Origin of the sequence: Desulfobacter sp., assembly GCA_028768545.1 — a bacterium.
Taxonomy (GTDB): domain Bacteria; phylum Desulfobacterota; class Desulfobacteria; order Desulfobacterales; family Desulfobacteraceae; genus Desulfobacter.
This window is the reverse complement of sequence record CP054838.1, coordinates 3,411,762-3,438,224: the sequence shown is the minus strand read 5'-3', so window position 1 is coordinate 3,438,224 and position 26,463 is coordinate 3,411,762. Positions and strand designations below refer to the sequence as shown.

The following is a 26,463-nucleotide window of genomic DNA, read 5'->3' as shown; positions in this document are numbered from 1 at the left end:
TTAAATTTTCAAGGCGCACAAAAATTTTTACGCACATTTGTCAACACAAAACAGACTGTTTTTTCAATGATTTTAGATGCTTTTTATATGCAACAACCTAACCGGACACTACTGGGCACAATTACTATTTTGCCATTTTCATCTTTGAATTTATGATGATCTCCAGATACTTTAACCAACACAAATCCTTCTTTTTTAAGCTCTTTTATAATCTGCTGGCTGTTCATATTTATTTATACACACCATACACACCAAAAGCAACTGCCCATTAGAATTGGTTGGTGAAAATATTTTTTCAAGAGAACCATCCTTCCATCAATCATGATGTTCAAAGGTAATACAGAGACAGCCCTGTTTTTTATTTCGAAGCCGACAGTTAAACATACCGATGGCCCGGCTTGACCTTGTTGCACTATCCAATATAAAATCGCGATATACGCGCCTGGCTTTTTTTAAGACAGGGGGCAATTTAATCCATTTTATTGTAGAGGTGAACACCCATGCTGGAATTTTTGGATTTAAAGATAGACGGGGTCGTGGCCTACCGGCTGGCGGGTAAAATTTCAACCCAAGAGATGAAAGAGGTGCTGGATCTGTTCAGGCAGATCATAGACAGAGGAGAGAAGATCAATCTCTACCAGGAAGTGACCAGCCTTGGGGGTGTTGAGCTTGAAGCCATGGTGGAAAAGTTGAAATTCTTTTTGGAGCTGGGAGTCTCCCATTTTGGCCGGGTGGCTGTGGTGCCCCGTAAAAAATGGATTCCAAAGTTGGTGGACCTGGAGGGGAAACTGTTTAAGAATGTTGAGATGAAAAGGTTTGCACTTGAGGAAAAAGACCTTGCCCTGGCGTTTTTAAAAGGTGAATAAGGACGGTCCTGACACCTTGAGGCATAATTTGGAATCTAATGACCGCAAATTTTATAAATTGAGGACCTAATATTTTTTGGCCTCTTTTTTGGTAATGGTCCTAAAGGGGATCTCCCTGTTAAAATCCGTATCGTTGAGGGTGACCATGATCACCTGTGCATGATCTTTTCTCAGGGTTTTGGTCTTTTCAGACCCAAGCACCACCCGTTCTGCAGACGATAAGGGCCTGCCCGATTCCGTGATCAGACGGTCAATACGGGCAAGTTTGCAGATCTCTTTTGTTTCAAGGATATCTCCGGGCCTGCCCAGATGATACCACCCCCGGTACCTGCCGTCATTTCCGGTCATTCTAAGACCGATTCCGGCAAGGGCGCCGATGACCCCGTCTCCTGTCCCGCCGTGTTCAGACAGATGGATACCGATTTGTCGGGCAAGATCATAGGCAGATTCTTTGGTGCAGATTTTTTGTTTGGCCTGGTTCCCGAATGCCATGAGCCGTTTTTGATCTTCCATCTCAAGTTTTGGGGCCACACAGAGGCCTGGATCCGATCCCTTTTGGGAATCGCGTTCAAGGGCGGATATCATATGGGCGATCAATTGATCCTGATCTTTGTCTGCTGCCAGATCAATTTCAACGCACATGGATGAATTGTGGGAGGTAAAGGGAATATCCTCATGGACGAACAGCTGGTGCCGGGATATGGAAGCGCAGGTGCCCAACCCTTTTTTTTCAAGCCTGGTGCAAATTTTTTCAAGCAGCCAGCCTGTGCCTTTGGTATCCGGCATGTCTGTATCGTCAACGCTCACCCAATAATGCATTTTGTTTCCTTAATCTCTTCGGCAAAAACCATGGATATTTTGTTTCAGATCAAGGGTTATAATGGGGATGGCCAGGATTGTCAATTTTTTAAAAAAAGGGCAGCTGTTAGACAACAGCTGCCCGGGTCGTAAAATTATAATCAGGGGTTAGAAATGGCTGAGGGGGCCATTGATGTGATCTACCCAGATATCTGTGAACTCATCGTATTCTGCCGTGCCTTTGAGGATGGTATTGCACTTGATGCCCGCCTTGGTGAGGATGGTTTTCCAGGAATCGTCTTCATTGCCGGCCATATCGTTTTTGGCATGATCCCCTGCCACTGACATAAAAGGCATGAGCCAGGCCGTCTTGATTTTTTTAGCCTTGAGCAAGGCTGTGATATCATCAATGGCCGGGTATCCTTCCACGGTTCCGATAAAGACGTTGGGATCTGAAAGCTGGACCTGGAACATGAGGGCCGCATAAAAGGCATTGGCCGGATGATGGGTGCCGTGCCCCATGAGAACAACCGCCTCTCCTTTTTTCCGGTCTTTGGGAATGGTCTTAAGAATGGCGGAAACGGCTTTTTCCATATCGTCCTGGGTGGACAGCAAGGGATAGCCTAAAATGATTTTTTCAAAGGCGCCCATGGTTTTAAATCCTGATACCACTTTTCTCAGGCCGTGGTATTCAGCCCCGCCGATGGAATGAAGACTCTGAACCGCAACATGGGTAAAGCCTTGATCTGCCATTTTGGACAGGGCCACTTCAGGAGAATCCAGCACCTTACCGGCCTTGAGAAGTTTGTGGCGGATAATATGGGAGGTAAATGCCCAAAATACCGGGATATCCGGGTAGGCAGCCTTGGTTTTCTTTTCGATATTCTCAAAGGAAACCTGGGCGCTGTCTTCACTTGAACCAAATGCCACCAGCAATATCCCTGTCTTTTTTTCTTTTTTTGCATCATGGGGACCGGCAAAGGCATTGCCTGCGTAAATAAGGGTCAGGCCAAGAACGAGAACAAAGAGCATAGAGTGTAAAATTTTTTTAATCATGATAAAGATCACCTTTTTGTAAATGCATTGGGTTGATGGCCTTGTGGATCCGCAAAACCACAAGGAATTAAAATCAATTGCCAGCCTTAATCCTTGAGCTGGTAAATCGGACGATCTGTCTGGTTCCCGGGGGCGACCCGGTAGATCATCTGGTCTTTGCCAAACCGATAGGCCGGCTCGCTGGAGAATCCTTTTTCATGAAACTGGGTTCTGTAGAATTTGCCGTCTCTCTCAAGGCAGTACTGGGGATGCTCAGACCAGCCCCTGGGATGAAAGGCTGTTCTGTAAAGATGCCCGTCCCTTAACATATAGACCGGGAGATCTTTTGATTTTTTGTCTGACAAGTTGAATAATTTTGGATGGGGGTGTTGCATATGGCCTCCTTATGGCTGGCGTAAAAAACAAAACCCCGAACCGATTTTTACATCGATCCGGGGTATCCCTTTTTTTATCCAAGATCTTCTTTTTTGCCCCATTACCACGTGGGACATGTCATGCGGGTTATCCAGGCAGGTCTTCTGACTTATGGATCATCCTAATGGCTGCGCCTTCCCGTCTATTGTACAACCGACAGTGGCATTTTGCAGCTTTCGTCCCCAATCACAGCGGCGGGTCCGCTCCGGAATTTAACCGGATTCCCTTTTTATGCTCATAACTAGCACCTGAATAAGGTATTCATAGAAAATGCAAACCGAAAAATCAAGGAAAAATAATCCTATTCCGCATATTTAAAGCATTAAGATCCAGCCGCCTCAAATTGTCATTAAATATTCGGGATAGGGGCCTGAGTCCGGGGGGTTATCCTAGTTTATCAAGGATTGCCTTGCAGGCGGTTTTTGATCCGCCTTTACGGGTGTCAATATAGGCCTGGGCACAGGTGATGCCAACCAGGGGATCTTTGGGGGTGTTCAAAAGGGCAATCATGGTTTGGGCAACGCTTGTCCAGTCATGGCACTGGGTCACCAGATCCAGGTTGAAGATCTCTTTGCCCACCCAGGCAAAATCCTCCCAATAAGGTCCGATCACCGTGGGGATACCTAAAACAGCAGGCTCTATAAAGTTTTGCCCCCCAAGGGGGTGCAGGCTGCCGCCCACAAATACGGCTGATGCGCGGCCATAGGCTGAACGCAGCTCTCCGAACTGGTCCCAGAGGATGATGCCGGGCCCTGTTAAAGGAGAGTTAAGTGTGGATCGAAGGCAAAAGCTGAGTCCTGCCCGGGTGAGTTTTTTCTGGATTTTTTTGATCCTGTGCATATGCCTTGGAAAAACAGTAATCACCTGGTTTGGATATCCTTTTTTCAGGGCTGAGATCAGCTTTACCATCTCAGGCTCTTCTTGCCTTCTCACAGAGGCCAGGATGGAAAGGGGCAGGTCTTTGGGCAGAATCAGGTCACACGGCTGGGATTTTGTTTTTTGGGGACCCGTCTCCATGATGTCAAATTTAATATTTTCTATCCGGCCCACCCGGGCGTCAGGGAAAATATGGGTATACCTTTGGGCATCCCGAAAGGAGGTGGTCAGGATGGTGTCCGGTGCCAGGCGATTCCACAGCGCTTTTGTGGCTTTGTAGTTTCTATGGCTGCTTTTTGAGAGTCTGGCATTGAGAATCAGGATTTTTGTCCGGTTGATTTTCAGCTCATAGAGCAGGGCCGGCCATAATTCAGTTTCAAGCAATACCATCACCTTTGGATTGACCCGCTTGACCGCCTCTTTGACTGTATCCGGTATATCAAAGGGAAACCAGTCCACACGCAATTGGATATTGGGATGAAGGCGCAGGTCGCCCAATCCCTGTTTCAGGATATCAAATCCCTGGTCTGTGGTGGTGGTCACCAGAAGGGTGGTTGGGTGATCCGGCTTCAGGTTTTTAATGATGGACAGGGCAAGAAATGCCTCTCCTGCCGATGCCGCCTGGATCCAAATATCAGCCCTTTGAAGGTGAAAGGCACGGGTCCGTTTGGAAAAGGAAGCGCAAATCCTCGGGTTTCGCTTTAAAAAAGGCAAGCCCGCCTGCCAGAGGATATTGTAAAATTTAAAAAAATTGGGTATAAAAGCACACTTTGTCATGGGAGCATATGCTCTCATGTTTTAAGGGAATTGACAATAGTCTCCCCATTTAGATTTAAGAAAGCGAATCCAAAAACATGGAACCCAAAAAAGCCGTGCTCTCCAAATCCAGACAACAAAAAATCATCCGCCAGGTGTTATTATACTGGAAACGCTTGGCTTTAGCTGCCCTGTGCATGGTGGTGGTGGCCGGTGCCAACGGTGCAATGGCGTTGCTGGTAAAACCGGTGATGGATGATATTTTTATTGCCAGAAACAAGGAAATGCTTTTATTGATCCCGGGTCTTGCCATTTTGGTATTTTTCCTCAAAGGGGCCGGCTCCTACGGGTCTGAGTATCTCATGAATTATATCGGGGAAAAGATCATCCGGTATTTCAGGGACAGCCTCTATGAAAAGATCACAGATTTGCCCATTTCCTTTATTCACAAGGAAAAAACCGGGGCCCTCATGTCCAGGATCACCAATGACGTGAACATTGTCAAAGGCATGGTTTCCACTGCCGTAATCAATCTTTTCAGGGATTCTTTTTCCGTGATTGCCTTTTTAGGGGTGATTTTTTACAGGGACTGGCAACTGGCCTGCGGCGCCTTTATTGTGCTGCCCCTGGCCTTTTATCCCATTTTGATATTCGGCCGCAGGATCAGGCGGTTTTCAACCGGGTCCCAGGAAACCATGGCCGATCTGACCTCTTTTCTCCACGAGACCTTTTCCGGGGCCAAGATCATTAAGATATTCAACCTTCAGGATTTTGAAAAGTCCAGGTTCAGAAAAAAAACAGGACGGCTGTTCCGCCTTGAGATGAAAAAAGTGACTGCCAGGGCTCTCTCCTCTCCTGTGATGGAGTTTTTAGGGGGACTTGGGATCGCCTTTATCATCTGGTTCGGGGGGATGCGGGTGATCAACGGCACCTCGACCCCGGGGGTGTTTTTTTCATTTCTCACGGCCGTGATGATGCTCTATGACCCGGTCAAAAAATTATCCCAGCTCAACAATACCATCCAGGAAGGGGTGGCTGCGGCATCCAGAATCTTTGACATTTTAGAGGAGGAGACCAGTATCCGTGAGAAACCCGGTGCTGCCATACTTGATACGGGATCCTGTGAGGTGGCATTCGAGGATGTGGGATTTTCCTACGGCAAAGACGAGGGCGAGGCCTTAAGTCATATTAATTTAAAAGTAGCTCCGGGAGAGGTTCTGGCCCTTGTGGGCATGAGCGGGGGAGGCAAGACCAGCCTGGTCAATCTTATCCCCAGGCTTTACGATGTGACCCGGGGACGGGTGACCATTGGGGGCCAGGATGTCAGGGATCTTTCCATTGAATCCCTTCGGCGCCATATTTCCATTGTGACCCAGGAACCGATTCTGTTCAACGAGTCGGTAAAAGAGAATATCCGCTACGGAAAAATGGATGCCACGGACGATGAAATTGAGGCCGCTGCAAAATCCGCCTATGCCCATGAGTTTATTTTAGGGTTTCCCCATGGGTATGACACGGTGATCGGAGAACTGGGATCCAGGCTTTCCGGCGGGGAAAAACAGCGGATCTGCATTGCCAGGGCCCTGATCAAAAACGCCCCGGTACTCATCCTTGACGAGGCCACCTCAGCGCTGGATTCCCAGGCGGAAAATGTGGTGCAAAAGGCCCTTGAAAACCTGATGCAGGGCAGAACCTCCTTTGTCATTGCCCACAGGCTTTCCACCATTGACTATGCCTCGAGAATTATCCTGCTCAAAAAAGGCAGAATTGAGGAACAGGGCACCCACGAAGATCTTATGGCCCAACAAGGGGCCTATTATAAATTACAATCGATTCAGGCGGCAAAAACCGGAAAATAAAAGGAGTCTTAATATGGCCGTTTCAAAGGAATTGCTTGAAATACTGGTCTGCCCCAAGTGCAAAGGGGACGTCTATTTAAATAAAAATCAGGACGGGCTGATCTGTGATGCCTGTGCCCTCGTGTATGAGATCAGGGAAGATATTCCCATCATGCTGGTCGAAGAAGCCAAACCGGTGGGCCAGTGAGCACACCCAAGGATGCTGATCCTGCAAAGCTTGTGGTATCGGTGTTCATGAAGGATAAATCTTTATTTGACCGGGTGTTTGAGAGTCTGGAAGCGGTTGGGGGATCTGCCGATATAATTTCCAAATGGCTTGATTTTGATTTTACCGACTATTACTATAGGGAAATGGGTGCGCCTTTGTTTCGAAAACTGGTTGCATTCAAGCCGCTCATTGCCCAGGACAGGCTGGCATCCATTAAAATAAAAACCAATGAAATTGAAAAACAGCATCTTGACGGCGATCTTCGCCAGGTGAATATTGATCCTGGATACCTGCTCTCGTCCCGGTTTATCCTGGCAACGGGCAAGGATTATTCACACAGAATTTATATTGGAGATCAAATCTATGCAGACTTGACCCTGATGTACACCAAACAAGGGTTTAAAACCCTGGATTGGACCTATCCGGATTATGCCTCTGCCGATATTTTTCAATTTCTAGGCCAGGTTCGGCAAAAATACATTCTGGACCTGAAAGCCCATAAAAGGAAAGCCATATGATAAAAAGCATGACCGCTTTTGCAAAGGCCTCGGCCACCCTGGAAGACCTCACAATTGATTTAACGATCCGGTCTTATAATTCAAGGTATATGGATTTTTCCATCCACCTGCCTGAATCCTGTCAGACCCTGGAAGAGGATATTAAAAAAATCATGGGTCAATATCACAGCCGGGGACGGATGGATATCCGGGTAAACCTTTCAGATGCCTCCGAAGATCAGGATCTGTACGAGGTGGACACGGTCAAGGCCAAATCCTATTTTAAGGCATTGAACGAGCTTAAACAGACCCTGTCCCTGTCCGAAGATATTCCTTTTGAGACCGTTTTAAATGCCCGGCAGGTCATCATGGCCGCTAAAAAAGAGGTCGACCAGAAGAGTTTAAAACAAGTCCTTTGCCAGGCCGCTCAAACTGCGGCAGAGGATCTGGACCAGATGCGGAGAAACGAGGGGGAAAATCTTTTCTTGGATCTCAACGCCCGGCTGATCTGGATTCAGGACCGGATGAAAGAGGTTGAATCCCAGGCAGGGGCAATCCCGGAAGTTTATAAAAAAAGACTTGAAGAAAGATTGTCAAAGCTGGCAGCAGAAGATTCAGGCCTTGTCGACCCCATCCGCCTGGCCCAGGAAGTGGCGATTCTTGCGGACAAGAGTGATGTGTCAGAAGAGATTGTCCGGATTCACAGCCATATTAAAATGTTCAGGGAGATTATGGATGAGAATGAGTCCCAAGGCAGAAAACTAAACTTTCTCATCCAGGAGTTTAACCGGGAATTTAACACCATTGGATCAAAGGCAGGCAATGCTGACTTGTCTCACACGGTGGTGGATTTGAAATCCGAACTGGAAAAGATTAGAGAACAGGTGCAGAATATTGAATAACCCGGATTTCGGGCAAAAGATTTCATAAAAAGGATAGATATGGAACAGGTGCTTTTAAACATCGGCTTTGGAAATACCATTGTGGCAGACCGGGTCGTGGCAATTTTATCCCCGAATTCTTCTCCCATGAAACGGGTCAAGGACGAGGCCAAGGATGACAGACGCCTCATTGATGTCACCCACGGCAGAAAAACCCGTGCCATTATTGTGACGGATTCAAACCATGTGATCCTCTCTGCCATCCAGGCGGAAACCGTTTCTTCAAGATTTGAGGCCCTGGTTCAGGATTCAGGCCAGGAAGAATCCAAAGGATAGACCATGGGATTTAAAGGATCACTCTTCATGGTTTCAGCCCCGTCAGGGGCCGGAAAAACCACCCTGGTCAGGGCAATTCTGGATCGGTTTGATCAATTGTCCTATTCCATTTCCCATACCACACGCGCCCCCCGCAAAGGTGAGGTGGATGGGAAAGATTATTTTTTTTTGGATGAAAAACAGTTTGAGACCATGATCGAAAAAGGGATGATGCTCGAATGGGCCAGGGTTCACAATAATTTTTACGGCACGTCCAGGCCCTTTGTGGAAGACCAGCTTGGGGCAGGCCGCCACATTCTTTTGGACATAGATGTTCAGGGGGCGCGCCAGATTATGGATTCCGGCCTTGAGCCTGTGTCCATTTTTATCATGCCTCCTTCCATGGAAGAACTGGCCCGGCGACTTAGGGCCCGGCAGACAGACAGCGATCAGGTGATCCAGATGCGCCTGGACAATGCCAGGCACGAGATGGAACAGCGCGGTTTTTATGATCATCTGGTGGTCAATGACAAGCTGGATCTTGCCGTTGAAACCCTTGCACAGATTTTTGAAAAGGAGCTCCAGAACTGATGGCCGGGCCTTACCATAAAAAAAAGACAAAAGCCCAGGGTCGGCGTCCTGAAAAATCAATAAAGCAGGTGCTGGGCGAGCGTCCGGGAAAAGGAAAAACAGAAGTTCTTTACGGGTTTCATTCTGTGTATGAAGCATTAAAAGCCCGGAAAAGAACCTTTGACAGCATATTGATCGGCAATAGACGGTCTGACCCCCGGGCGGAAAAAGTGACTGCCCTGGCCCAAAAGGCAGGTATTGAGGTTCAACAGATGAATGCTCAATCCCTTGACCTTTTGTCCGAAGGGGGCAATCACCAGGGGATCTGCGCCAGGGTCACGGCCTTTCCGGTCAAAGGGATCAAAGAAATCTGGGCAGAACTGGGAAAACAGGAGACCCCGTTTTTTATCCTGATTTTAGAGAGTATTGAAGATCCTCATAATTTAGGGGCATTGATCCGCACGGCCCTTTGTGCCGGGGTGGAGTATATCATTATCCCCAAGGACAGGTCGGCACTGCCCTCTTGTGGGGTGTCCAAAAGCTCGGCAGGCGCCATGGAGCATGCCAATATTTATCTGGCCACCAATCTGGCCTCCCTGATGAGAGAGCTTAAGGAAAAAGGGGCCTGGATCTCGGGATTGGATGCCTGTGGGGACAAGGGACTGTTTGAGGCAGATCTCACAGGGAACCTGGCCCTGGTTGTGGGCGGGGAACACAGGGGGCTCCGGCCCGGGGTGAGAAAAGAGTGTGATTTTATCTTGTCCATTCCGATTTCAGGTCAGATCAACTCTTTGAATGCCTCGGTGGCAGGAGGCATTGCCATGTATGAGGCCGGGCGGCAGCGGATGGCGCCCGGTTGACACCCGGGTTTAGTCAGACCTGATAAACAGGGCCGGACCGATTCATATTCCGGCAAAGGGCGGGGCCATGGTCGGTTTTTTAAGACATCATGGGTTGATCAAACACCAGAGGGCTGTTTACGCTCTGGCCGGACGTTTGGCAGCCTTTGTATTTCCTGACAAATGTGTCAAATGCAAACGATATATGACCCGGGGCAGGCTCATTCCCTTGTCCGCCTGCTATTGCCCCCAATGTCTGGACCCCCCACTTCCTTTTTTCACCCCGCCCTTTTGTACCTGCTGCGGCCATGTTTTTTCAGGAAAGGAGGGCAGCAATCATTTTTGCGAATCCTGTTTAAAAACCAAACTTCCCCTGGACCGGGTCAGGGCCGCCTTTGAAACCCATTTTAGCCAAACCCACATCGATTATATCATCCCGATTCCCCTTTATAAGAAAAAGGTGAGAAAACGCGGGTTTAACCAGTCTTATCTTCTGGTCCGGCATTTTATCCTGCTCTATTTGGAAACCTACAAAAATCTTCCACCCTGGCAGCTTGATATCCATTCCCTTGTACGGGTGAAACAGACCCCGAGCCAGACCGGCCTGGATATCAGGCAAAGACAAAAAAATTTAACCCGGGCATTTGACTGCCGGGAAAAGCGCAAATTCAAAGGAAAATCCATCCTCTTGTGCGATGATGTCTTTACCTCGGGCGCCACCTGCAGCGCTGCTGCAAAATGCCTGATCTCTGCCGGGGCTGCCCGGGTCTTTGCCCTGGTCCTGGCCCGGGCCTGACAGGGTCAAATCTTCAGAGAAGGGCCGAGGGGGGCAGGAACGGCTTTTTTTTTGAAAGGTTCGCCTCTTTTCCAAAAAAGGCCCCACAGCTTTGCCCTTGACTCTAAAACAGGAGACCGCGTATACTTTTATTTAATCAAGACGGTCTTTATTCTTTTTTAAGCGGTCTTTTTCTTTTGGGCCGGATATGCCAAAAAAATTAAAATGCATTTGGGGAACCACGCCTATGGGGAATCCTTTTTTTGCCGTTGATGTAAAATTTGCAGTTAAAATTGCCTTAATTTATCTGTTGTTTTCAGGGATGTGGATTCTGTTTTCCGACCGGGTTGTATTTTTTTTCGTCTCCAAAAGGAGATGAGAAAATTTGTAACGTTAACGCATCAATTAAATCAAAGTGAATTAAAATATCGGATGGTGATTGATTCCAGCCCGGATTTTTTGTTTCGTACAGACATGGATGGCCGTTTTGTTTTTGTTTCTTCATCAATTTTTGAACTGACCGGATATACGGTGGGAGAAGCCTTGTCAAAGGATCTGACCCGGGATTTTTATTTTAATATTGAGGAGCAAGAAAGATTTTGGAAAAGGCTTGAGGCGGACGGATCCGTGAGAAATTTTGAAATCCGCCTTAAGAAAAAAGATAAGTCCATATGGTGGGCATCTGCCAATGCCCATTATTACAGGGATGAAAAGGGGCAATTGCTTGGTTCCGAAGGGGTTGTCAGGGATGTGACCTTGAAAAAAAAATCAGAGCAGGCCTTAAAGGAAAGTGAAAATCAGCTTCGGGCCATTTTAAAGGCCAATCCTGACCCCATGATTGTATACGACCTTAAAGGCCATCCCCTTTACCTGAACCCAGCCTTTACCCAGGTGTTCGGATGGACGTTTGATGAGTTAAAGGGGAAGAAAATTCCATTTGTACCTGAAGACCAGGTCCAAAAAACATTGGAAAAAATAAAGGACATTATCGAAAAAGGCAGATCCCTGACCTTTGAAACCCGGAGACAGACAAAAGAAAAAAAGATTCTGGATATTATCCTGAGTGCCGCTGTGATCAAGGACGATAATAAAATTCCCTATGGTATGATGGTGAATATTACAGATGTCAGTGAACAAAAGAGGCTCGAAGCTCAGTATGAACATGCCCAGAAAATGGAATCTCTGGGGACATTGGCCGGGGGGATTGCCCATGATTTCAACAATTATTTGAGCGGTATTTTCGGGTATATTGATCTGGCCAGAAAATATGCCAAAGACCAAAAAACGTCAGGGTTTCTGTCCAAGGCCCTGAAATCTTCGGACAGGGCCCGGGCCTTGACCCATCAACTGCTCACCTTTTCAAAAGGCGGGACCCCCATCAAAGAGGTGAACACCCTTGAACTCTTTTTAAAGGAAACCGCACGGTTTAACTTGAGCGGTTCTGAAGTTTCCTGCGAGTTTAAATTTCAAAAGGGGCTTTGGGCCTGCGAGTTTGACCCGAATCAAATCGGCCAGGTGATTGACAATATTGTGATCAATGCGGTTCACGCCATGCCTGAACAGGGCAGCATCACCATTGCAGCCAAAAACAGGGAGGTCAAGGCAGATGAGGTCGATGTCGGGGTTAAACCTGGCAAATACGTGGAAATATCCATTTCAGACACGGGGGCAGGTATCCGGCTTGAGGATATGAAGCGGATATTTGATCCTTTTTTTTCCACAAAGCCCACAGGCAGCGGCCTTGGCCTTGCTACTGCCTATTCCATTGTCAACCGTTATATGGGGAAAATTTTTCTGGAGTCTGTTTTGGGCCAGGGGACCTGTTTTTATGTGGTTTTGCCGGCCACTGGAACCACAAAGGGGGCTAATTCTGAAAATAAAGAATTTTCCTATGAGGGTAAAGGGCGGATTCTGGTCATGGATGATGAACCTCTGGTCAGGGACATGCTGGCCAGAATGCTTGAAAGTATGGGCTTTTCTGTGGTCCCCGTCCAGGACGGCACCCAGGCAATAGACGCATTCTCAAAGGCTGCCAACCAAGGCTTGCCCTTTTGTGCCGTGATTTTGGATTTGACCATTCCCGGGGCCATGGGCGGCAAGGAAACCGTAAAAAAAATTCGTGAAAAAGATATGAACATACCCGTGTTTGTGGCCTCGGGATACTCTGAAAGTCCAGTATTGGCCGATCCTGAAAAATTCGGGTTTACCGCAGGCATTGAAAAGCCTTTTTTAATTTCCGCCCTGGGCAGGATGCTAAATCGTCATTTGCCGGATATGGTAAAAGAAAACAAAGCCGATTGATTCCAAGGCAAGGTCGATATCTACAATGCCAAATTTTATGGCGGTGCCAAATTTAGGGCGCAGCCCGGGGGATGGTTTTGCCGGGGCCAATAAAAGATCTTTTGAGGTTAATTTTGTGCCGGTATTTTGATCAGCTGAACCAGGGCCAGGGAGACAAGGCTCAGTCCTGCCCCTGCCAAAAAGGGGATCCGATAATCCACCATCCACAGGATCCCGCCGATTATGGGCAGGGCCACGGCTGCAATATGGTTGATGGTAAAGCCCACAGCCGCGCTCGGGGCAATGTCCCGGGGGTCGCAGATTTTATGAAAATAGGTCTTGATGCCCATGGAAAATCCAAAAAAGATATGGTCCAGCACATAGAGCAGAGCCACGATCCACTTGGCATCGGCTGCGGCATAGGCTGTGAATATAAGAATCAGGGCAAGGTATTCCAATGACAGCACTTTTCGCTCTCCAAATCGGATGATGGCTTTTCCGATCAGCGGGTTGATGAAAAAGTTGATCCCGTTGTTGAATAAAAAGAGCAGGGTGACTTCCTGGACGGTGAATCCAAATTTCTGGACCAGCAAGAATACGGCAAAGGCAATGAATATCTGGCGTCTGGCCCCGGCCATGAAGGTCAAACAATAATAGAGCCAGTATTCTTTTTTGATCACCATTGATTTTTTTTGAGCGGGCATGCCCGGTGTTTCCGGTTTTTTGGTCATGGCCCAGATCCCGCATCCCATGATCAGGGCCCCGAAAACGATGAACATGGCGGTATAGCTGAGTTTGGGGGCAATGGCAAAGATAGCGATGCCCACTCCGATATTGGCCAGGGCAGCCCAGCGCTGCTGGCCGGCAAAGGCCATGGGCGATGAATTGTGGTCAAAATACTGAAGTGTCAGGGACTGGCAGCAGGTTTCATAATAGTGAAACCCAAAACTCATGGCCAGGGTGGTGAGGATCAATCCTGTAAAGCTTGGCAGCAGGCCTGTAAAAAAAATGCCTGCCCCGAGAATCACGATGGACAGGGCTGCCAAGCAGTGCTCTTTAATGATTAAAAGCACATAGGTGACCAAAAGGGCTAAAAATCCGGGGATTTCCCTGACCGACTGAAGAATGCCCATGTGATGGCCGTCCAGGCCCACTTTGTGCACTGCAAAATTATCAAACAGGGTGCGCCAGCATTGCAGGCCGCTGGTTGAACATACCGTGAGCAGGATGAGGTAGGCATACATGGGCTGCCTGAAATTGGGGCGGTTCATTTTATTTTAGCTTTTGGATGATGGCTTCAACCGCTTTTTCAGCACTGGCACCGAACAGGGTGTCAATGTCAACCAGGTTCAGGTATTTATCGTCCCAGACAATGGTTTCACTTTCCAGAATCCAGTCCTTGAGACGGGTATATTTTCCGCCCAGGGCCTTGATCTTTTTGAGCAGCGAGATCTCATCGGCAGATTTAAAAGAGACGTTTAAAGAGAGAATAAATTCAATAATATTGGGGCTGGCACCGGATTCGGAGAACACGGGGATGACCAGAATACTTTTATTGTCCTTGCGGCCTTTTCCCATATACACGTTGCCTTCCCTAACAATGATATGCTTGGTCCCTTTGAGCCTGTGATCGGTTTCCACCCTGGAGACCTCATTGGCCAGTCCCCCGGTCTTGGATATGACCTGGATCCGGGTCTTGTCCGTGACCTCTCCTAACAGGTTGAGTCCTGAGATACGGTAGAGCAGGGCCCCTTTAACCTTTGAAATGATTTCCTGGAGGTTTTTGAGGACCAGAACATTTTTATTGGTCAGCTGTGAGATCTGGATATTGTGGGCATTCAAGGCATCAAAAACAAGGCCTTCAAAGGTTTCATTTATCCGGCTGGTGCCCACGGTCACGGTTTTGGCCTGGTGCTTGATGGCATCCACCGGCCTTGCCATGGCGTTGATGGCGCGGCCCATATTGTCAAAAAATGTGGCCAGCATATTGGGCGGGGTCCCTTTGATGCCAAAATCAATTTCAAAGTCAGATACCGGCAGCCGGCCTGAAAGGTATTTGAGAACCAGGGTGATATTGGCAATGGTGTCCAGTCCAATGGCAGAGGGAAACTCTTTCTGCCTGCGTTTCTGGGAGAACTGGTTGTAAAAAAAGGCAATTTTTTCCCTGAATTTGTTTTCCAGGAGCACCTCATAATCATCGTGGCCGATCTGCCTGTATTCATCCAGGGCCTCATGGATTTGGGCCCTGGCATCGTACATGAATCGAGAACTCTCATTGATGGCAAGGGCGGCATAATACCCCCAGATGTGGCCGACCAGGGTATTGAGAATGGGGGCAAAATGCTCCTGAATTTCCGGGATTTTAAAGACATCCCTTGCATAGAGATCAAACCGGTTTTCCCCCTTTGTGGTGATGACGATGGGGCAGGCCTTGTGGGCATTGAAAATGGCGGTATCTTTTATAATGTCTTTGAGCACGCTTTCCCGGGTGCCGGCGGCACAGACCAGGATCAGGGGTTCGGAGGAAAGATCAATATGTTTTTTATCCTCCACAAAATCCGAGGAAATGGTCTTGTAGCAAAGCTCGGACAGCTTGATCCTGATTTCATCTGCCGAGGTCTTGTTGGCGCCGGAGCCCACCGTTGCCCAATAGTTTTTGGCCACTGCCCGTTTGTCGGCCGAAGCTTTGATTTCACTCTTCATTTCAAGGACGGCCTGCATTTTTTCAGAAAGCCCCATCAAGGTTTGGACCTGGTCGCTGATAAATTCTTTTGGCCTGGCCTTGAGAATTGCGGTGAGACGCAGTCCTAATACAGCACCTGCAGTGAGCTGGGAGTAAAAGGCCTTGGTGGATGCCACAGACATTTCAATGTCCCGGCCTGAACTTGTATACAATACCCCGTCAGTTTTAAAGGTCAGGTCCGAGTCCCTGCGGTTGACAATGGCAAGGGTTCTGGCGCCGCTGGCCTTGATCATATCCACGGTTCTGTTGGTATCTGTGGTGGTGCCTGATTGGCTGATGGCCACCACAAGGGTGTCGTTCATGGTATTTTTGCATTCTCCGTTTCCCACGATGCAGAACCCTGAAAGTTCCGAGGACTTTAAGGCCCGGACGTCAAGGGCCTTTTCACCCAGGTAAAAGGAGAGCAGGTCTGCACAGCCCTGGGCGGCAATGCCCGCGGTGCCCTGACCGATAAAATAAATCTTTTTGATGGTGCTGGATAAAAGATCGTTTTCAATCACCTTGGGAATGATTCCTTGTTCCAGGCTGATGAAGAACAGCCCGGTGTCAGGGTCCTGGGTGAATTTATTCTCAAGGGTTTTTTCAACTGAAAGGGGAGATTCACAGATTTCCTTGAGAAAATAATGGGGAAATCCCTGGCGGTCAATATCCCTGGAGGTAATCTGGCTTTTCATGATATCGGCCGATCCCAGGGGGATGGGGGTGTTGTCGTAGCAAAGAGATTTGATGCCCTCAATGCCCCCGGCAGAATGCTGGTCAAGAATGACAATCTGGCCTTTTTCCTCTCCGTTGAGTTTAATATAGGCCTGGGTCTCTTCCACGACCCCGTAAAGTTCTGATGCGGCAAGATAATGATCCGGAGCAATGCCGATAAAAATGGCCTGGCCGGAGCCTTTTTGGGCCAAAAAAAGTTTGCCTGGGGCAAGGTCGGTATGCATGCTGATGGCATGGGAACCGTGAAATTCATTCACCGCCAGGCGGAAGGCCTCTTCAATGGGAAACCCGAGTTTTACATGGTGCTCGATCTGTAGGGGGATGAGTTTGGTGTCGGTATTGATCTCCGGGTGAATTTTATCGTACCGGGTTTCGTATTCGGTTTTAAGGTCCAGGTAGTTGTCAATATCTCCGTTGAGGCAGACATGGATAATGCCTGATTTTTCAATTTTTCTGTCCGTGGGGGTGTTGTCCAGGGGGTGACAATTGGCCTCGGTGATGTCCCCCACAGAGGCCCACCGTGTGTGGGCGGAAACAGAAGAGGACTCCATGGCAAATCCTGCAACCAGTTGGAGCAGGTGGTCATTTTTAATCTGGCTTCTGATAAAGGCAATATTGTCCCCAAGCGCCCCGATTTCTGCGGCAAATTTGTATACAAAACAGATACTGGCCGATAATTTTTCAGGATCCCGGCCTGTGGTCTGGTTTATGGAAATACTGTTGTTTGACAGGATGGGATGGTTGGTTCGATTTTTCAAACCGTCTAAAAGGCCTGCCTTGGCCAGGGTTTTTCTGTAGGTTTCAAATTCTGCCGCCCCCAGGGTGCACATGATGGAGATACCGGCCGAATCCCTTCCCCTGACCTCAAGGCGGTCAATGCTGTTGAGCACGGCATTGATCCGTTTAAAAAGGAACAGCCCGTTTTGCCTGGCATTTGAATCTGAAATAAGATTCTCAATGGCGGCGATGTTGCCGAACACTTCTTTTTTCAAACACCACCAGATATCTTTTAATTGTTCAATCCGGCCTGAGACCCGGTCCACATCCTGAGCAGAAAGGCCGGAGGTGATCTGCTTGAACCTCAGGTCCTCCTGGTCGAGAATATCTTCAATATCCTGGATTATTTTTTCAAGTTCCCGGGCATTTTTTGTGTCCAGAAACAGGTCGGTAAACAGGTGTTCTGTTTTCAGGTGCTGCGCCTGTTCAAACAAGTTTAAAAGCAGGCGGTCACCGCCCAGGTAAGTGTCGATAGCCAGTTGGGTTTTCGTGGTTTTGGGCAGCAGATTGGTTTTAAAGGCATCAATGCCAATGATAAAACAAGAAAGGTCAAGGCCTGGGTTGTTTTCAATTCCTTTATAGGCAACAAAGGCAGAGATCCCGCAGCACAAAAGATTTTTCTGGTCAGGAAAGAAGATCAGGGTATGGTTCTGGACTCTGGCCGGGGATTTGCCAAATGCAAATTTCAGCCGGCAAATATCTTTGATCCTTTGAATTATTTTAGTTTGTCGAAGGGTCATGATTTTCTCCAATCAGTCTGCCTGATATAAGGGGTTCAAGACCTGGTACCAGGTGCCAGGTGGTTGGTTGGAATGGGTTTAAAATAGGTTTTAAGCATATTTTTGGCATGGGTGCTTGCCCGGGTCCCGATATATTTACGATGGCCGACCACAACGGTAACCACCAGGGTTTCTCCGCTTTTTTTGTCCCTGCCGAATCCTGTGAACCAATCGTATTTAACGGTTCTTTCTCGGTTGAACAAAGAGCCGGTTTTGCCCCCGATGATCAGGCCGGAAAGGACCTTGTCCCTGGAATAGCCCCGAAACGCCTTTCTGGCCGTTCCTTTGGAAATGGTTTGTTTCATCAGTTCGATCATGGTCAGGGCAGTTTTGGACCCCACGGGAATTTTAAAGACCTCTTTTTGGCTTTTGTAGATCAATTTGCCATCCAGATCCGTGACCCGGTCCACCAGGCGGGGCACAAGAGAATGACCCTGATTGATGATGGGGGAGACCAGCATGGCGCCGAATATGGGAGAAATTTGGGTATCTCTGTTAAATCCGCACCCAAGCTCGGCTAGATGATAGTCGCTCTGGGTAAGGCTGAACGCACTGGATTCAAAGTCGAAATCGGTCTCAGGCCCCTGGTTGAACCCAAATTCATGGGCATAGGTATTGAGCTTTTTTTTGCCCAGGTAGAGTTTTCCAAGTTTGCCGAACACCGGGTTGATGGATTCTGCAAAGGCCCGGCCCAGAGAAATTTTATAGGTATACCGGTTTTTTTTCTCCGTAAGCTGCCGTTTATAAAGCGTGTATTTATTTCCGTTAAAATACATGGACGTTGCAGGGGAGTATCCCAGGGCATCCACGGCCGCAGAGGCCGTGACAATTTTAAAAATACTGGCGGCCGGATAATCGGCCGCCGTGCAGGGGTTGGCCTTTGGATCGGCCAGGTCAAACCCGGCCATGGCTTTGATCAACCCTGTACTTCCATCCATGGCCACCATGGCGATACGCTGGGGCTTGCCCCGGTCTCTTGATTGAAGGCGGTCAAGGGTCTTGCCGAGCAAGGCCTGGAGCCGGGTATCAAGTCCTGTATAAACCGTATAGCTTTGGGCGGGGGTGTCCACAAAGAAATGATCTTTGGGCGAGTTTAAAATATCAAGATTTCGGGTCATGATCTTCAGGGCTGGTTTTGAAAGCACCTCAGCCTTGGCACTGGACTGCGCCGTTGGAGGCGTTGGGCCAGGGCTTTGTTTTTCAGGGAAAAAATAACCTGTGAGAAACAGCCCTGCCAGACCCAGCCCGGCAATGGCCAAAACAAGTCCACCCACCCGTGCAGATTTTAAAATCAGGCTTTTTTTTCTTCTTTGGAGAAGAAAATCAGATTGAAGTTTTTGCCAGGAGTTTTCTTTTTTAAAAGTATACAAACAGTTATCCGCTATATAAATCCCGGTCGGTCAGGTCCTGGCGGGATTGATTCTCTGTGAATTAAAAAGAGGGTCTCCCCAATACTATTTGACTTGGTTCCCGGGTTTGGCCGGATTGTCAAATCCTGACAGGACCAGTTCTTTTTTCTTGCTGGCCGCAAGGATCATGCCCTGGGAAACCTCTCCCATGAGTTTGGCCTCTTTGAGATTGGCCACGACAATGACCTCTTTTCCAATGACCTGATCCGGGCGGTAGGTTTTGCCGATGCCTGCAATGACCTGACGAACCTGGGCTCCGAGGTCCACCTGGAGTTTGAGCAGTTTATTGGAGTTTTCAACTTTTTCAGCTTTAATGATCTTGCCCACCCTCAGGTCCACCTTGTTAAATTCCTCAATGGAAATTTCTGGTTTGAGTTCAGGCTTAAAGGGTTTTGCAACCGGTGCTGCCTTTTGTTTTTTGACCTCAATTCTGGGAAAGAGGATTGCCGGCTTATCCAGAACAATGCCTTGGGCAATCTGGGCCCAGGGGCGGATCTCGTCCAGGGTGAAAAATCCTTTTTCAGGCAGGTCAAGGCCCAGGGCTGCGGTGATCTTTGCACTGGTTTCAGGCATCACAGGCCAGATAAGCCCTGCAATGGTTCGCAGTCCTTCCATTAATTCATAGAGGACTGTTCCCAGGGCCGCCATGTTGGATTCTTCTTTGGCCAGGGCCCAGGGCTCATGGGTGTCTATGTATTTGTTCATGAATGAAATCAGTTCCCAGACGGCAATCATTGCCTTGTGGGACTGGCAGATTTCCATGGGAGAAATATAGGCGTCAATGACCCTGGCCGCTTGGGATTTAATTGAGTATTTTTCATCGGCATCCTTGGCCGCTCCCATGACCCTGCCCTTGAAATACCGCTGGTTCATGGACAAAACCCTGGAAAAAAGGTTGCCCAGGTCATTGGCCAGATCTGAATTGATCCTGGCCACAATGGCATCTTCGGTGAAATTGGCATCCAGGCCAAACACCATTTCCCGCATGAGAAAATACCGGAACGGGTCTGTTCCGTACTGGTCTGTCACTTCCACCGGATCTGTAACATTGCCGATGCTTTTTGACATTTTAGAGCCCTGGACATTCCAGAATCCATGAACGTTGAGACCATTGTAAATATCTAAGCCTGCGGCTTTGAGCATGATGGGCCAATAAATTCCATGGGGTTTTATGATGTCCTTTGCCACAAAATGGCGGGTGGTGGGCCAGAAGGCCTTAAACTTCTGGGAATCCGGATATCCCAGGGCCGTGACATAATTGACCAGGGCATCAAACCAGACATAGGTGACATAATCTTCGTCAAAGGGAAGGGTGATCCCCCAGGTGAGCCTTGTTTTGGGCCTTGAAATACAAAGATCTTCCAGGGGTTCCTTTAAAAAGGATAAAGTTTCATTCTTATATTGCTCCGGCCGGATAAAATCCGGATGGGTCTTGATGTGATCAATGAGCCATTCTTGATATTTGCTCATTTTGAAAAAATAGTTGGACTCTTTGATGGTCTGGGGTTCGGTCCCATGGTCCGGGCATTTGCCGTCCACAAGTTCCCGTTCCTGGTAAAAGCGTTCGCACCCGAAGCAGTACAGCCCTTCATAGCTTGCAAAATAGATATCACCGCGGTCATGAATCTTGGTCAGCAACCCTTTTACCACTTCTATGTGATCTAAGTCCGTGGTTCTGATGAACCGATCGTTTTTAACCTCAAGGCGAGGAAGCAGGTCCTGGAACAATCGGCTGATTTTATCCGCATAGGCCTTGGGCGAGGTCTTTTCTCGTTCAGCCGCCTGAACAATTTTATCCCCGTGCTCGTCCGTGCCGGTGAGAAAAAAGGTGTCGATTTTTTGCATTTTTTTGAAACGGGTGGCCACATCGGCTGCAATGGACGTATAGGCATGCCCCAGGTGGGGCTTGGCATTTACATAATATATGGGGGTGGTAAAGAATTGCTCACTCATTTCTTTTGGGATCCTGTATTATTTTTTTTCAATTGGTTTAAGGGCAGTTCAACTTCGGTTCTGTCCTCCATTCTCACGGTGATGCTCTCCTTGAGGACATTCTGGCGTACAACCTTTCCCTTGCCAGCCTCCAGGGTAATGGATTTGCCAAGTTTGGGCATTTTTCTTTTGCACTGCCGATAGGTCTGGTTTTCAAATGTGAGACAGCACATGAGCCGTCCGCAGACCCCGGAGATTTTGGTGGGATTCAGGGAAAGGCCCTGTTCCTTGGCCATTTTAATGGACACGGGCTCAAAGGAATGCATAAAAGAGGAACAGCACAGCTCCCTTCCGCATTTTCCTACGCCCCCGCAATGCTTGGACAGATTGCGGATTCCCACCTGGCGCATTTCAATCCGTATACTATACTCTTTGACCAGAAGTTTGATCAGCTCCCGAAAGTCAATACGGCCGTCCGCCGTATAAAAAAAGGTCAGCTTGTTCCGGTCAAAGGTGCTTTCCACGCTGAACAGGTTCATTAAAAGCCCCAACTTGCCAATACAGACCTGGCAGAATTCAAAGGCCCTTTTTTCCAGCTTTTTGATTTCTTCTCGCTTGATGAAATCTTCTTTGGTGGCTATTCTGACAATGCTTTTGAGTTTTTTTCCCCCCCGGTCCTTTTCCGCGGGAGGCTTGACAATGGTGCCGAAGCCTAAGCCCTGTTCTGTCTCTACAATCACCCGGTCTCCCTGGGTCAGAACAAAGGCGTCGCTTTTGAAATCATAGATTTTTCCTGCGGTTTTAAACTTAACGCCAGCTACTTTAATCATACCTGTGCAGCCCCTTTATAGAAAGACAATTTCAGGAAAAAGCGATCCAGAGTCAGCCTTTGACCACTGTTGGATTCAAGCCTTTTTTCGGTTTCATAAAGCTCGGTCAGCCATTCAAGAAATGTCGGGTAAACATGTATCTGACTAATATCTTTAAATGCGTCAAAAAAATCAAGGTTAACTATTTGTTCCCGGCTGTATCTGAAAATGCATAAATCTCTCAAAACCGTACGGATAAAAGCCATTGCATCATAAATTCCTTTGGGATCACCCGATATTTTTTGTGACAGAGCAAGTCCTTTTTCCACCTTTTTGTGAACATTGCCCCTGACCAGGTCCAAAAGTCCATTGATGATCCATTCCCGCCTGAGCTTCCAGTTTAGGCCATCCGTGCCTGCGCACCCTGCGCATTCAAGGGCGCGGTTGAGATCGGATCCAACGGTGCGGGATATGATATGGGCGGTCTGGGCATCAATACCATGGGTTGAATGCAGTATCGTTTGAATCTGTCCGACACCCATGGGAGAGAACCTCAATTTTCGGCACCTGGACAGAATGGTCGGCAGCAGCGGGTCTGTGTTTGTGGCCACCAGGATAAAAAAGGTGTTTTCCGGCGGTTCTTCCAACACCTTTAACAGACCGTTTTGTGCCTGGACATTCATCAGGTCTGCATCCTGAATACAGACCATCCGATGACTTGCCTCATTGGGCTTAGATGAGATCAAACGCCCCATTTCCCTGATCTGGGAGATGGAAATGGCTTTTTTGTTCTCATTTAAGCCCAGAAAAATCAGGTCCGGATGCATGCCTGTGTCTATTTTTTTACATGACAGACATCGGTTGCAGGGACCTGTCCCACCTGAACTGCAATTACAGGCCTTGGCAAATTTAATTGCGGCTTTGATTTTTCCTGTGCCCCGGGCACCATGAAAAATAAGGCCGTTTGGAATTTTACCGGTCTGAATAATAGTGTTTAATTCAGTATGGGACGCTGGACCCGGTCCATGGGGGGGGATGGCTCCGGGGGGGGCAGGATTGTGATCAAATGTTTGCATCCTTTGATCAACAGGTACTGTTAATAGTCGACCCGTTCTTTAAGTTCTTTACCGCATTTAAAAAACGGAAGCCGCTTGGGGGGGATGTCAACTTTTTGTCCGGTTTTGGGGTTTCTGCCCACATAGCTTTTATACTCTTTAATATGAAAGCTGCACAGCCCCCTTATTTCAACCCGCTCTCCTTTGACAAAAGAGTCAGCAAGGGAATCAAAAAAAATTTTGATAATTTCTGCTGCTTCTGCCTTGGTCAGGTCTGCCCTATCCTTTAAAGTGGAAATCAATTCAAGTTTATTCATAGAACCTCAAAATCATTTAAAACAGATCGTTTTTCTGTCAGGGTTTTAATTAATATTCAATAAAAAGTCAAGGCGTTATGAGAGCAGGTTCGGTATTTTTTCAATATTGTCCGAATCCACCTCAACACCTGCATACTGGCCGAGCAGGTCAATTTTAACAATCACCCGGTCCTGGCCTTTGTGTCTGTGGAACTCTCCTTTTAATCCTGCCATGGGGCCTTTTAAAATCATGACCCCGTCCCCTTTTTTCAGGTGGATTGTGGAGCCTGTGATCAGGTCCCGGCCGGCCGAGGTGAGCAGCTTTAATGCCAGGATCTGATTTTCCGGGACAGGGACCGGTCCCTGGGTATTGCCCAAAAGCCTTACAGCTCCGCTGGTCTTTAAAATGTTAAGCTGGTCTGCCGATTCCTGGCTGGATTTGACAAAGATATAGCCCGGGAACAAGGGCTTTTCAATCATCAGCTGTCTGTCTTTTCGAAGGCTTTGTTTTCTAATTCTGGGTAGAAAGGCATCGATCTTTTTTTTGCAGATCACCGTATAAACGGCCTGCTCGAAATTGCTCGGGGTCAGGAGGGCAAACCATTGCAGAGAGGTGTTCATTGATTGCCGAAATCCCCTATGCCGTTCAAGGTCACCATAAAGGCTATGGACTTGTCTGCAGATTCTTCTCTTAATTCCAGAAGCAGTCCCCAGCAGTCCTGCTCAAGCTTTATACCGGCACGGGTTTCAATGGTTTCTTGATCTTCAAGGTCACTTTCAAAAGAATAATAAGCCATCAAATAGTCCAGGATCTGGGCGTTGAATTTTGTGTACCAGGTATGGGCGTTTTCCACCGTATACCGATAGGAGGTGTAAATGCTGTCTCCCCGGTTGTCTTTGATCTGGGCGCCGATCTGGATTTTGGTAAAATGCCTGTTGTAGGGATATAGGGCAAGGGTGCCGTCGGAACTCAGATAGGTAAAGGGATTGAGTTCATATTTTAAGTTGATATCCTGCCAGGGCTTGTCTGCGGCATCTTCATCATCCCTTTCATACCGGATATCATAGCCCTGGTACAATTTAATCCATGCAAGTTCTTTGTATTGGTGGGTTGTGGTGCCGTCGGGCTGTTCTACTTTTTTTCTGGAGGTAAATGTATTGGTCAGGGACCAGGTAACAATGTTTTTTTCAGAAATATTGTCTAAGGTGTCAAAATACGGCAGGTCTTCCTGATTTTCTGTGGGCAAAAAGGCATATTCTAGCTTGGGTATGATTTCATGTTTGATTTTTTCGGCAAAATCGGTGTTCAGGACAAAGACCCGGTTGAGGCTGGTGGAAAGCTGTGCTCCCATGTCATAGAGCCCCCGGGTTCTGAAGTCTGAGTCATCTCCGTTGACGTCTGTGAACTTGTCCGTGTGCCAGGCCGTTCCCCGGATACCGATATAGGGTTCAAAGAAAAAGGACTTGCCCAGGTTGGTGGGATAGTAGAGCTTGGGATAAACGTCTGCCCGCTGCCCGTTGACCAGGGTGGAGGTGGTGTCCTGGCGGTAAAAAGAACGGAATTCAGAATCCAGGGTATAGTAAAGTCCGGATTTGCCCAACGCCTGGCGGGAGGCATCAAACTCGATGCTGGGCAGGGTCTGGAGGGTTGTGTCATCCGTGTCCAGCTGCCTTGCAGTCACATTATCATACCAGAGGGTCTGGATGTTTAAATTGTAATTGGACCAGGACTTGCTGACCAAAAGGTTGTTTTTACGGGTGGTGTCATCATATTCATCCAGACTGCGGCCAAACATCTCTTCAAATTTGGTATTGGTGTTGTCAAACCCTGTGAATCCGTCCTTGAATTCCTGAAGGTAATCGGCGTCACTGACATAATCGACATCCAGCTTGGCCGTGATCCCGTAGTCAAAGGCCTGGTCATGCTTCATCCTGAACCAATACCTGTCCTTGTTGGTCCGCTGGGGGGTTGAGGTAAAGCTGTAGTCCTTGGTGGCGTCGGTGCCGTCATCGATTTTATCGTCTTTAAGATAATCAATGATCATCATGCCTTTGGAATTATTATCCAGAACATAACGATATTCTCCTGCCACCTTTAGCCCCCTGTCAGACATATAATCGGTATACAAGGTGGCATCGGTGTTTCTTGAAAGGGCAATAAACAGCGGTTGTTCATACTCAAACCCTTTACGCTCGGAGCTTGAGACCCTGGGGAACAGCAGGCCGGTCTGGCGTTTGTTTTTAACCGGAAATACCAGATAGGGAGAGTAGATGACGGGCATTTTTTTTGCCCACAGGGTCGTATGGCTTGCCGTTCCATACCCTTCCACAGTGACTTTGATATTTTTGCCCGTGATTTTCCAGTCTGGAGTATCCCCTTTGCAAGTGGTGATGGACCCCTTTTGGGCATCATAGGAAAACTCCCCGGTTTTTCTTAAATTCTCCCCGGAAATATAATAATTGCCGTCCTGGATAAATATGGTGCCCTTGTTTATGGTGCCTTTTTCCGTGAGCAGGTTGACCTGCATGGCATTGCAGGTAATGGTGTCTCCTCCGGAAATAAACAGCACGTTTCCCTGGGCAAAGGCGTCCTTGGTTTTATTGGAAAATTCAACATAGTCCGCTTCCAAACGGGTCTGTCCTCCGGTGATGACCACATCGTCTTCGGCAATATACAGCTCACGCTCATTATCATAGGTCACCATGAGGGCGGAAATATGCCAGGAGATTTCTTTGGGATTTTCCATTTGAGGCAATGCCAGGACACAAGAAACCGATCCCAGCCAGAAGAACAGGACAAACGTCACTGTCGTTGGCAGCTTTTTCCACGAAAACAAAGGGGCCATGAGCTTTCCACTTAAATATTTTGCACATCAATTAAAATTACTGTATAAAGCCATTTTATAGGTTAAAAGTCAAGAACAATGGCGTAAATTAATGGTTGCACAGCCAGTGATGA

At 47.9% G+C, this 26,463-nt stretch carries 24 protein-coding genes and 1 riboswitch; of the genes, 10 read left to right on the top strand and 14 right to left on the bottom strand.

Annotation, left to right across the window (positions count from 1 at the left end; genetic code table 11):
* Positions 1-83: 83 nt before the first annotated feature.
* Positions 84-233: a type II toxin-antitoxin system HicA family toxin gene (locus tag HUN05_16630; protein ID WDP88108.1), complete on the bottom strand. Its 150-nt coding sequence runs from the start codon at positions 231-233 to the stop codon at positions 84-86.
* Between the two features lie 267 nt (positions 234-500).
* Between HUN05_16630 and HUN05_16625 the strand changes: the two genes are divergently transcribed.
* Positions 501-866, top strand: a complete 366-nt coding sequence (locus HUN05_16625) for an STAS/SEC14 domain-containing protein (GenBank protein ID WDP86544.1) — start codon at positions 501-503, stop codon at positions 864-866.
* A 66-nt stretch (positions 867-932) separates the two neighbouring features.
* On the opposite strand, the gene HUN05_16620 is transcribed toward HUN05_16625, so the two are convergent.
* From HUN05_16620 to HUN05_16605, 4 genes are all read right to left on the bottom strand, one after another.
* On the bottom strand, positions 933-1,685 hold the full coding sequence (locus HUN05_16620; protein WDP86543.1) for a hypothetical protein: 753 nt from the start codon (positions 1,683-1,685) through the stop codon (positions 933-935).
* A 147-nt stretch (positions 1,686-1,832) separates the two neighbouring features.
* Positions 1,833-2,717 (bottom strand): sirohydrochlorin cobaltochelatase, encoded by an 885-nt coding sequence (locus HUN05_16615; protein WDP88107.1) that lies wholly within the window; start codon positions 2,715-2,717, stop codon positions 1,833-1,835.
* Positions 2,718-2,806: 89 nt separating this feature from the next.
* On the bottom strand, positions 2,807-3,094 hold the full coding sequence (locus HUN05_16610; GenBank protein WDP86542.1) for a hypothetical protein: 288 nt from the start codon (positions 3,092-3,094) through the stop codon (positions 2,807-2,809).
* Positions 3,095-3,210: 116 nt separating this feature from the next.
* Positions 3,211-3,401: riboswitch (cobalamin riboswitch) on the bottom strand.
* Between the two features lie 117 nt (positions 3,402-3,518).
* Positions 3,519-4,805: a 3-deoxy-D-manno-octulosonic acid transferase gene (locus HUN05_16605; GenBank protein WDP86541.1), complete on the bottom strand. Its 1,287-nt coding sequence runs from the start codon at positions 4,803-4,805 to the stop codon at positions 3,519-3,521.
* 59 nt (positions 4,806-4,864) lie between these two features.
* Here HUN05_16605 and HUN05_16600 point away from each other — a divergent pair, with 59 nt between their 5' ends.
* The 9 genes from HUN05_16600 to HUN05_16560 all read left to right on the top strand — a co-directional run bounded on the left by HUN05_16600 (position 4,865) and on the right by HUN05_16560 (position 13,011).
* Positions 4,865-6,625, top strand: coding sequence for an ABC transporter ATP-binding protein (locus tag HUN05_16600; GenBank protein ID WDP86540.1), 1,761 nt, complete (start codon positions 4,865-4,867; stop codon positions 6,623-6,625).
* A gap of 13 nt (positions 6,626-6,638) precedes the next feature.
* Positions 6,639-6,812, top strand: a complete 174-nt coding sequence (locus HUN05_16595; protein ID WDP86539.1) for a Trm112 family protein — start codon at positions 6,639-6,641, stop codon at positions 6,810-6,812.
* Positions 6,809-7,351 (top strand): DUF4416 family protein, encoded by a 543-nt coding sequence (locus tag HUN05_16590; protein ID WDP86538.1) that lies wholly within the window; start codon positions 6,809-6,811, stop codon positions 7,349-7,351. The genes HUN05_16595 and HUN05_16590 overlap by 4 nt, the downstream gene beginning before the upstream one ends.
* On the top strand, positions 7,348-8,232 hold the full coding sequence (locus HUN05_16585; protein WDP86537.1) for a YicC family protein: 885 nt from the start codon (positions 7,348-7,350) through the stop codon (positions 8,230-8,232). Before HUN05_16590 ends, HUN05_16585 begins: the two co-directional genes overlap by 4 nt.
* 39 nt (positions 8,233-8,271) lie before the next feature.
* Entirely contained in the window at positions 8,272-8,547 is a 276-nt protein-coding gene (locus HUN05_16580; GenBank protein ID WDP86536.1) for a DUF370 domain-containing protein, read from the top strand.
* 3 nt (positions 8,548-8,550) lie between these two features.
* Complete coding sequence (gmk, locus tag HUN05_16575; GenBank protein WDP86535.1) at positions 8,551-9,117, top strand: guanylate kinase; 567 nt, start codon at positions 8,551-8,553, stop codon at positions 9,115-9,117.
* Entirely contained in the window at positions 9,117-9,956 is an 840-nt protein-coding gene (rlmB, locus tag HUN05_16570; GenBank protein ID WDP86534.1) for a 23S rRNA (guanosine(2251)-2'-O)-methyltransferase RlmB, read from the top strand. The genes gmk and rlmB overlap by 1 nt, the downstream gene beginning before the upstream one ends.
* Before the next feature lie 124 nt (positions 9,957-10,080).
* Positions 10,081-10,731 (top strand): ComF family protein, encoded by a 651-nt coding sequence (locus tag HUN05_16565; protein WDP88106.1) that lies wholly within the window; start codon positions 10,081-10,083, stop codon positions 10,729-10,731.
* 411 nt (positions 10,732-11,142) lie between these two features.
* Positions 11,143-13,011: a PAS domain S-box protein gene (locus HUN05_16560; protein WDP86533.1), complete on the top strand. Its 1,869-nt coding sequence runs from the start codon at positions 11,143-11,145 to the stop codon at positions 13,009-13,011.
* Between the two features lie 107 nt (positions 13,012-13,118).
* Here the strand turns inward: HUN05_16560 and HUN05_16555 are convergent, their stop codons facing one another.
* The 9 genes from HUN05_16555 to HUN05_16515 form a co-directional block, all read right to left on the bottom strand.
* Positions 13,119-14,261: an MFS transporter gene (locus HUN05_16555; protein WDP86532.1), complete on the bottom strand. Its 1,143-nt coding sequence runs from the start codon at positions 14,259-14,261 to the stop codon at positions 13,119-13,121.
* Between the two features lies 1 nt (position 14,262).
* Positions 14,263-17,964 (bottom strand): SIS domain-containing protein, encoded by a 3,702-nt coding sequence (locus HUN05_16550; GenBank protein ID WDP86531.1) that lies wholly within the window; start codon positions 17,962-17,964, stop codon positions 14,263-14,265.
* 35 nt (positions 17,965-17,999) lie between these two features.
* Positions 18,000-19,373 (bottom strand): PbpA, encoded by a 1,374-nt coding sequence (locus tag HUN05_16545; GenBank protein WDP86530.1) that lies wholly within the window; start codon positions 19,371-19,373, stop codon positions 18,000-18,002.
* Between the two features lie 84 nt (positions 19,374-19,457).
* Positions 19,458-21,365 carry a methionine--tRNA ligase gene (metG, locus tag HUN05_16540; GenBank protein WDP86529.1) on the bottom strand — a complete coding sequence of 636 codons (1,908 nt, stop codon included), beginning with the start codon at positions 21,363-21,365 and terminating at the stop codon, positions 19,458-19,460.
* The gene (locus tag HUN05_16535) at positions 21,362-22,174 is read right to left on the bottom strand and encodes a stage 0 sporulation protein (GenBank protein ID WDP86528.1); all 813 of its coding nucleotides are present in this window, start codon (positions 22,172-22,174) and stop codon (positions 21,362-21,364) included. Before HUN05_16535 ends, metG begins: the two co-directional genes overlap by 4 nt.
* Positions 22,171-23,229, bottom strand: coding sequence for a DNA polymerase III subunit delta' (locus HUN05_16530; protein ID WDP86527.1), 1,059 nt, complete (start codon positions 23,227-23,229; stop codon positions 22,171-22,173). Before HUN05_16530 ends, HUN05_16535 begins: the two co-directional genes overlap by 4 nt.
* Positions 23,230-23,249: 20 nt before the next feature.
* Entirely contained in the window at positions 23,250-23,525 is a 276-nt protein-coding gene (locus HUN05_16525; protein ID WDP86526.1) for an integration host factor subunit beta, read from the bottom strand.
* Between the two features lie 75 nt (positions 23,526-23,600).
* Positions 23,601-24,125: a UpxY family transcription antiterminator gene (locus HUN05_16520; GenBank protein WDP86525.1), complete on the bottom strand. Its 525-nt coding sequence runs from the start codon at positions 24,123-24,125 to the stop codon at positions 23,601-23,603.
* Positions 24,122-26,251: an LPS-assembly protein LptD gene (locus tag HUN05_16515; GenBank protein WDP86524.1), complete on the bottom strand. Its 2,130-nt coding sequence runs from the start codon at positions 26,249-26,251 to the stop codon at positions 24,122-24,124. The genes HUN05_16520 and HUN05_16515 overlap by 4 nt, the downstream gene beginning before the upstream one ends.
* Positions 26,252-26,463 lie beyond the last annotated feature (212 nt).

Coding starts and splice junctions, on each gene's coding strand:
- HUN05_16625 (WDP86544.1), top strand. CDS start 501: ATGCTGGAATTTTTGGATTTAAAGATAGACGGGGTCGTGGCCTACCGG.
- HUN05_16620 (WDP86543.1), bottom strand. CDS start 1,685: ATGCATTATTGGGTGAGCGTTGACGATACAGACATGCCGGATACCAAA.
- HUN05_16610 (WDP86542.1), bottom strand. CDS start 3,094: ATGCAACACCCCCATCCAAAATTATTCAACTTGTCAGACAAAAAATCA.
- HUN05_16605 (WDP86541.1), bottom strand. CDS start 4,805: ATGAGAGCATATGCTCCCATGACAAAGTGTGCTTTTATACCCAATTTT.
- HUN05_16600 (WDP86540.1), top strand. CDS start 4,865: ATGGAACCCAAAAAAGCCGTGCTCTCCAAATCCAGACAACAAAAAATC.
- HUN05_16595 (WDP86539.1), top strand. CDS start 6,639: ATGGCCGTTTCAAAGGAATTGCTTGAAATACTGGTCTGCCCCAAGTGC.
- HUN05_16585 (WDP86537.1), top strand. CDS start 7,348: ATGATAAAAAGCATGACCGCTTTTGCAAAGGCCTCGGCCACCCTGGAA.
- HUN05_16580 (WDP86536.1), top strand. CDS start 8,272: ATGGAACAGGTGCTTTTAAACATCGGCTTTGGAAATACCATTGTGGCA.
- gmk (WDP86535.1), top strand. CDS start 8,551: ATGGGATTTAAAGGATCACTCTTCATGGTTTCAGCCCCGTCAGGGGCC.
- rlmB (WDP86534.1), top strand. CDS start 9,117: ATGGCCGGGCCTTACCATAAAAAAAAGACAAAAGCCCAGGGTCGGCGT.
- HUN05_16560 (WDP86533.1), top strand. CDS start 11,143: ATGGTGATTGATTCCAGCCCGGATTTTTTGTTTCGTACAGACATGGAT.
- HUN05_16555 (WDP86532.1), bottom strand. CDS start 14,261: ATGAACCGCCCCAATTTCAGGCAGCCCATGTATGCCTACCTCATCCTG.
- HUN05_16550 (WDP86531.1), bottom strand. CDS start 17,964: ATGACCCTTCGACAAACTAAAATAATTCAAAGGATCAAAGATATTTGC.
- metG (WDP86529.1), bottom strand. CDS start 21,365: ATGAGTGAGCAATTCTTTACCACCCCCATATATTATGTAAATGCCAAG.
- HUN05_16535 (WDP86528.1), bottom strand. CDS start 22,174: ATGATTAAAGTAGCTGGCGTTAAGTTTAAAACCGCAGGAAAAATCTAT.
- HUN05_16530 (WDP86527.1), bottom strand. CDS start 23,229: ATGCAAACATTTGATCACAATCCTGCCCCCCCCGGAGCCATCCCCCCC.
- HUN05_16525 (WDP86526.1), bottom strand. CDS start 23,525: ATGAATAAACTTGAATTGATTTCCACTTTAAAGGATAGGGCAGACCTG.
- HUN05_16520 (WDP86525.1), bottom strand. CDS start 24,125: ATGAACACCTCTCTGCAATGGTTTGCCCTCCTGACCCCGAGCAATTTC.
- HUN05_16515 (WDP86524.1), bottom strand. CDS start 26,251: ATGGAAAATCCCAAAGAAATCTCCTGGCATATTTCCGCCCTCATGGTG.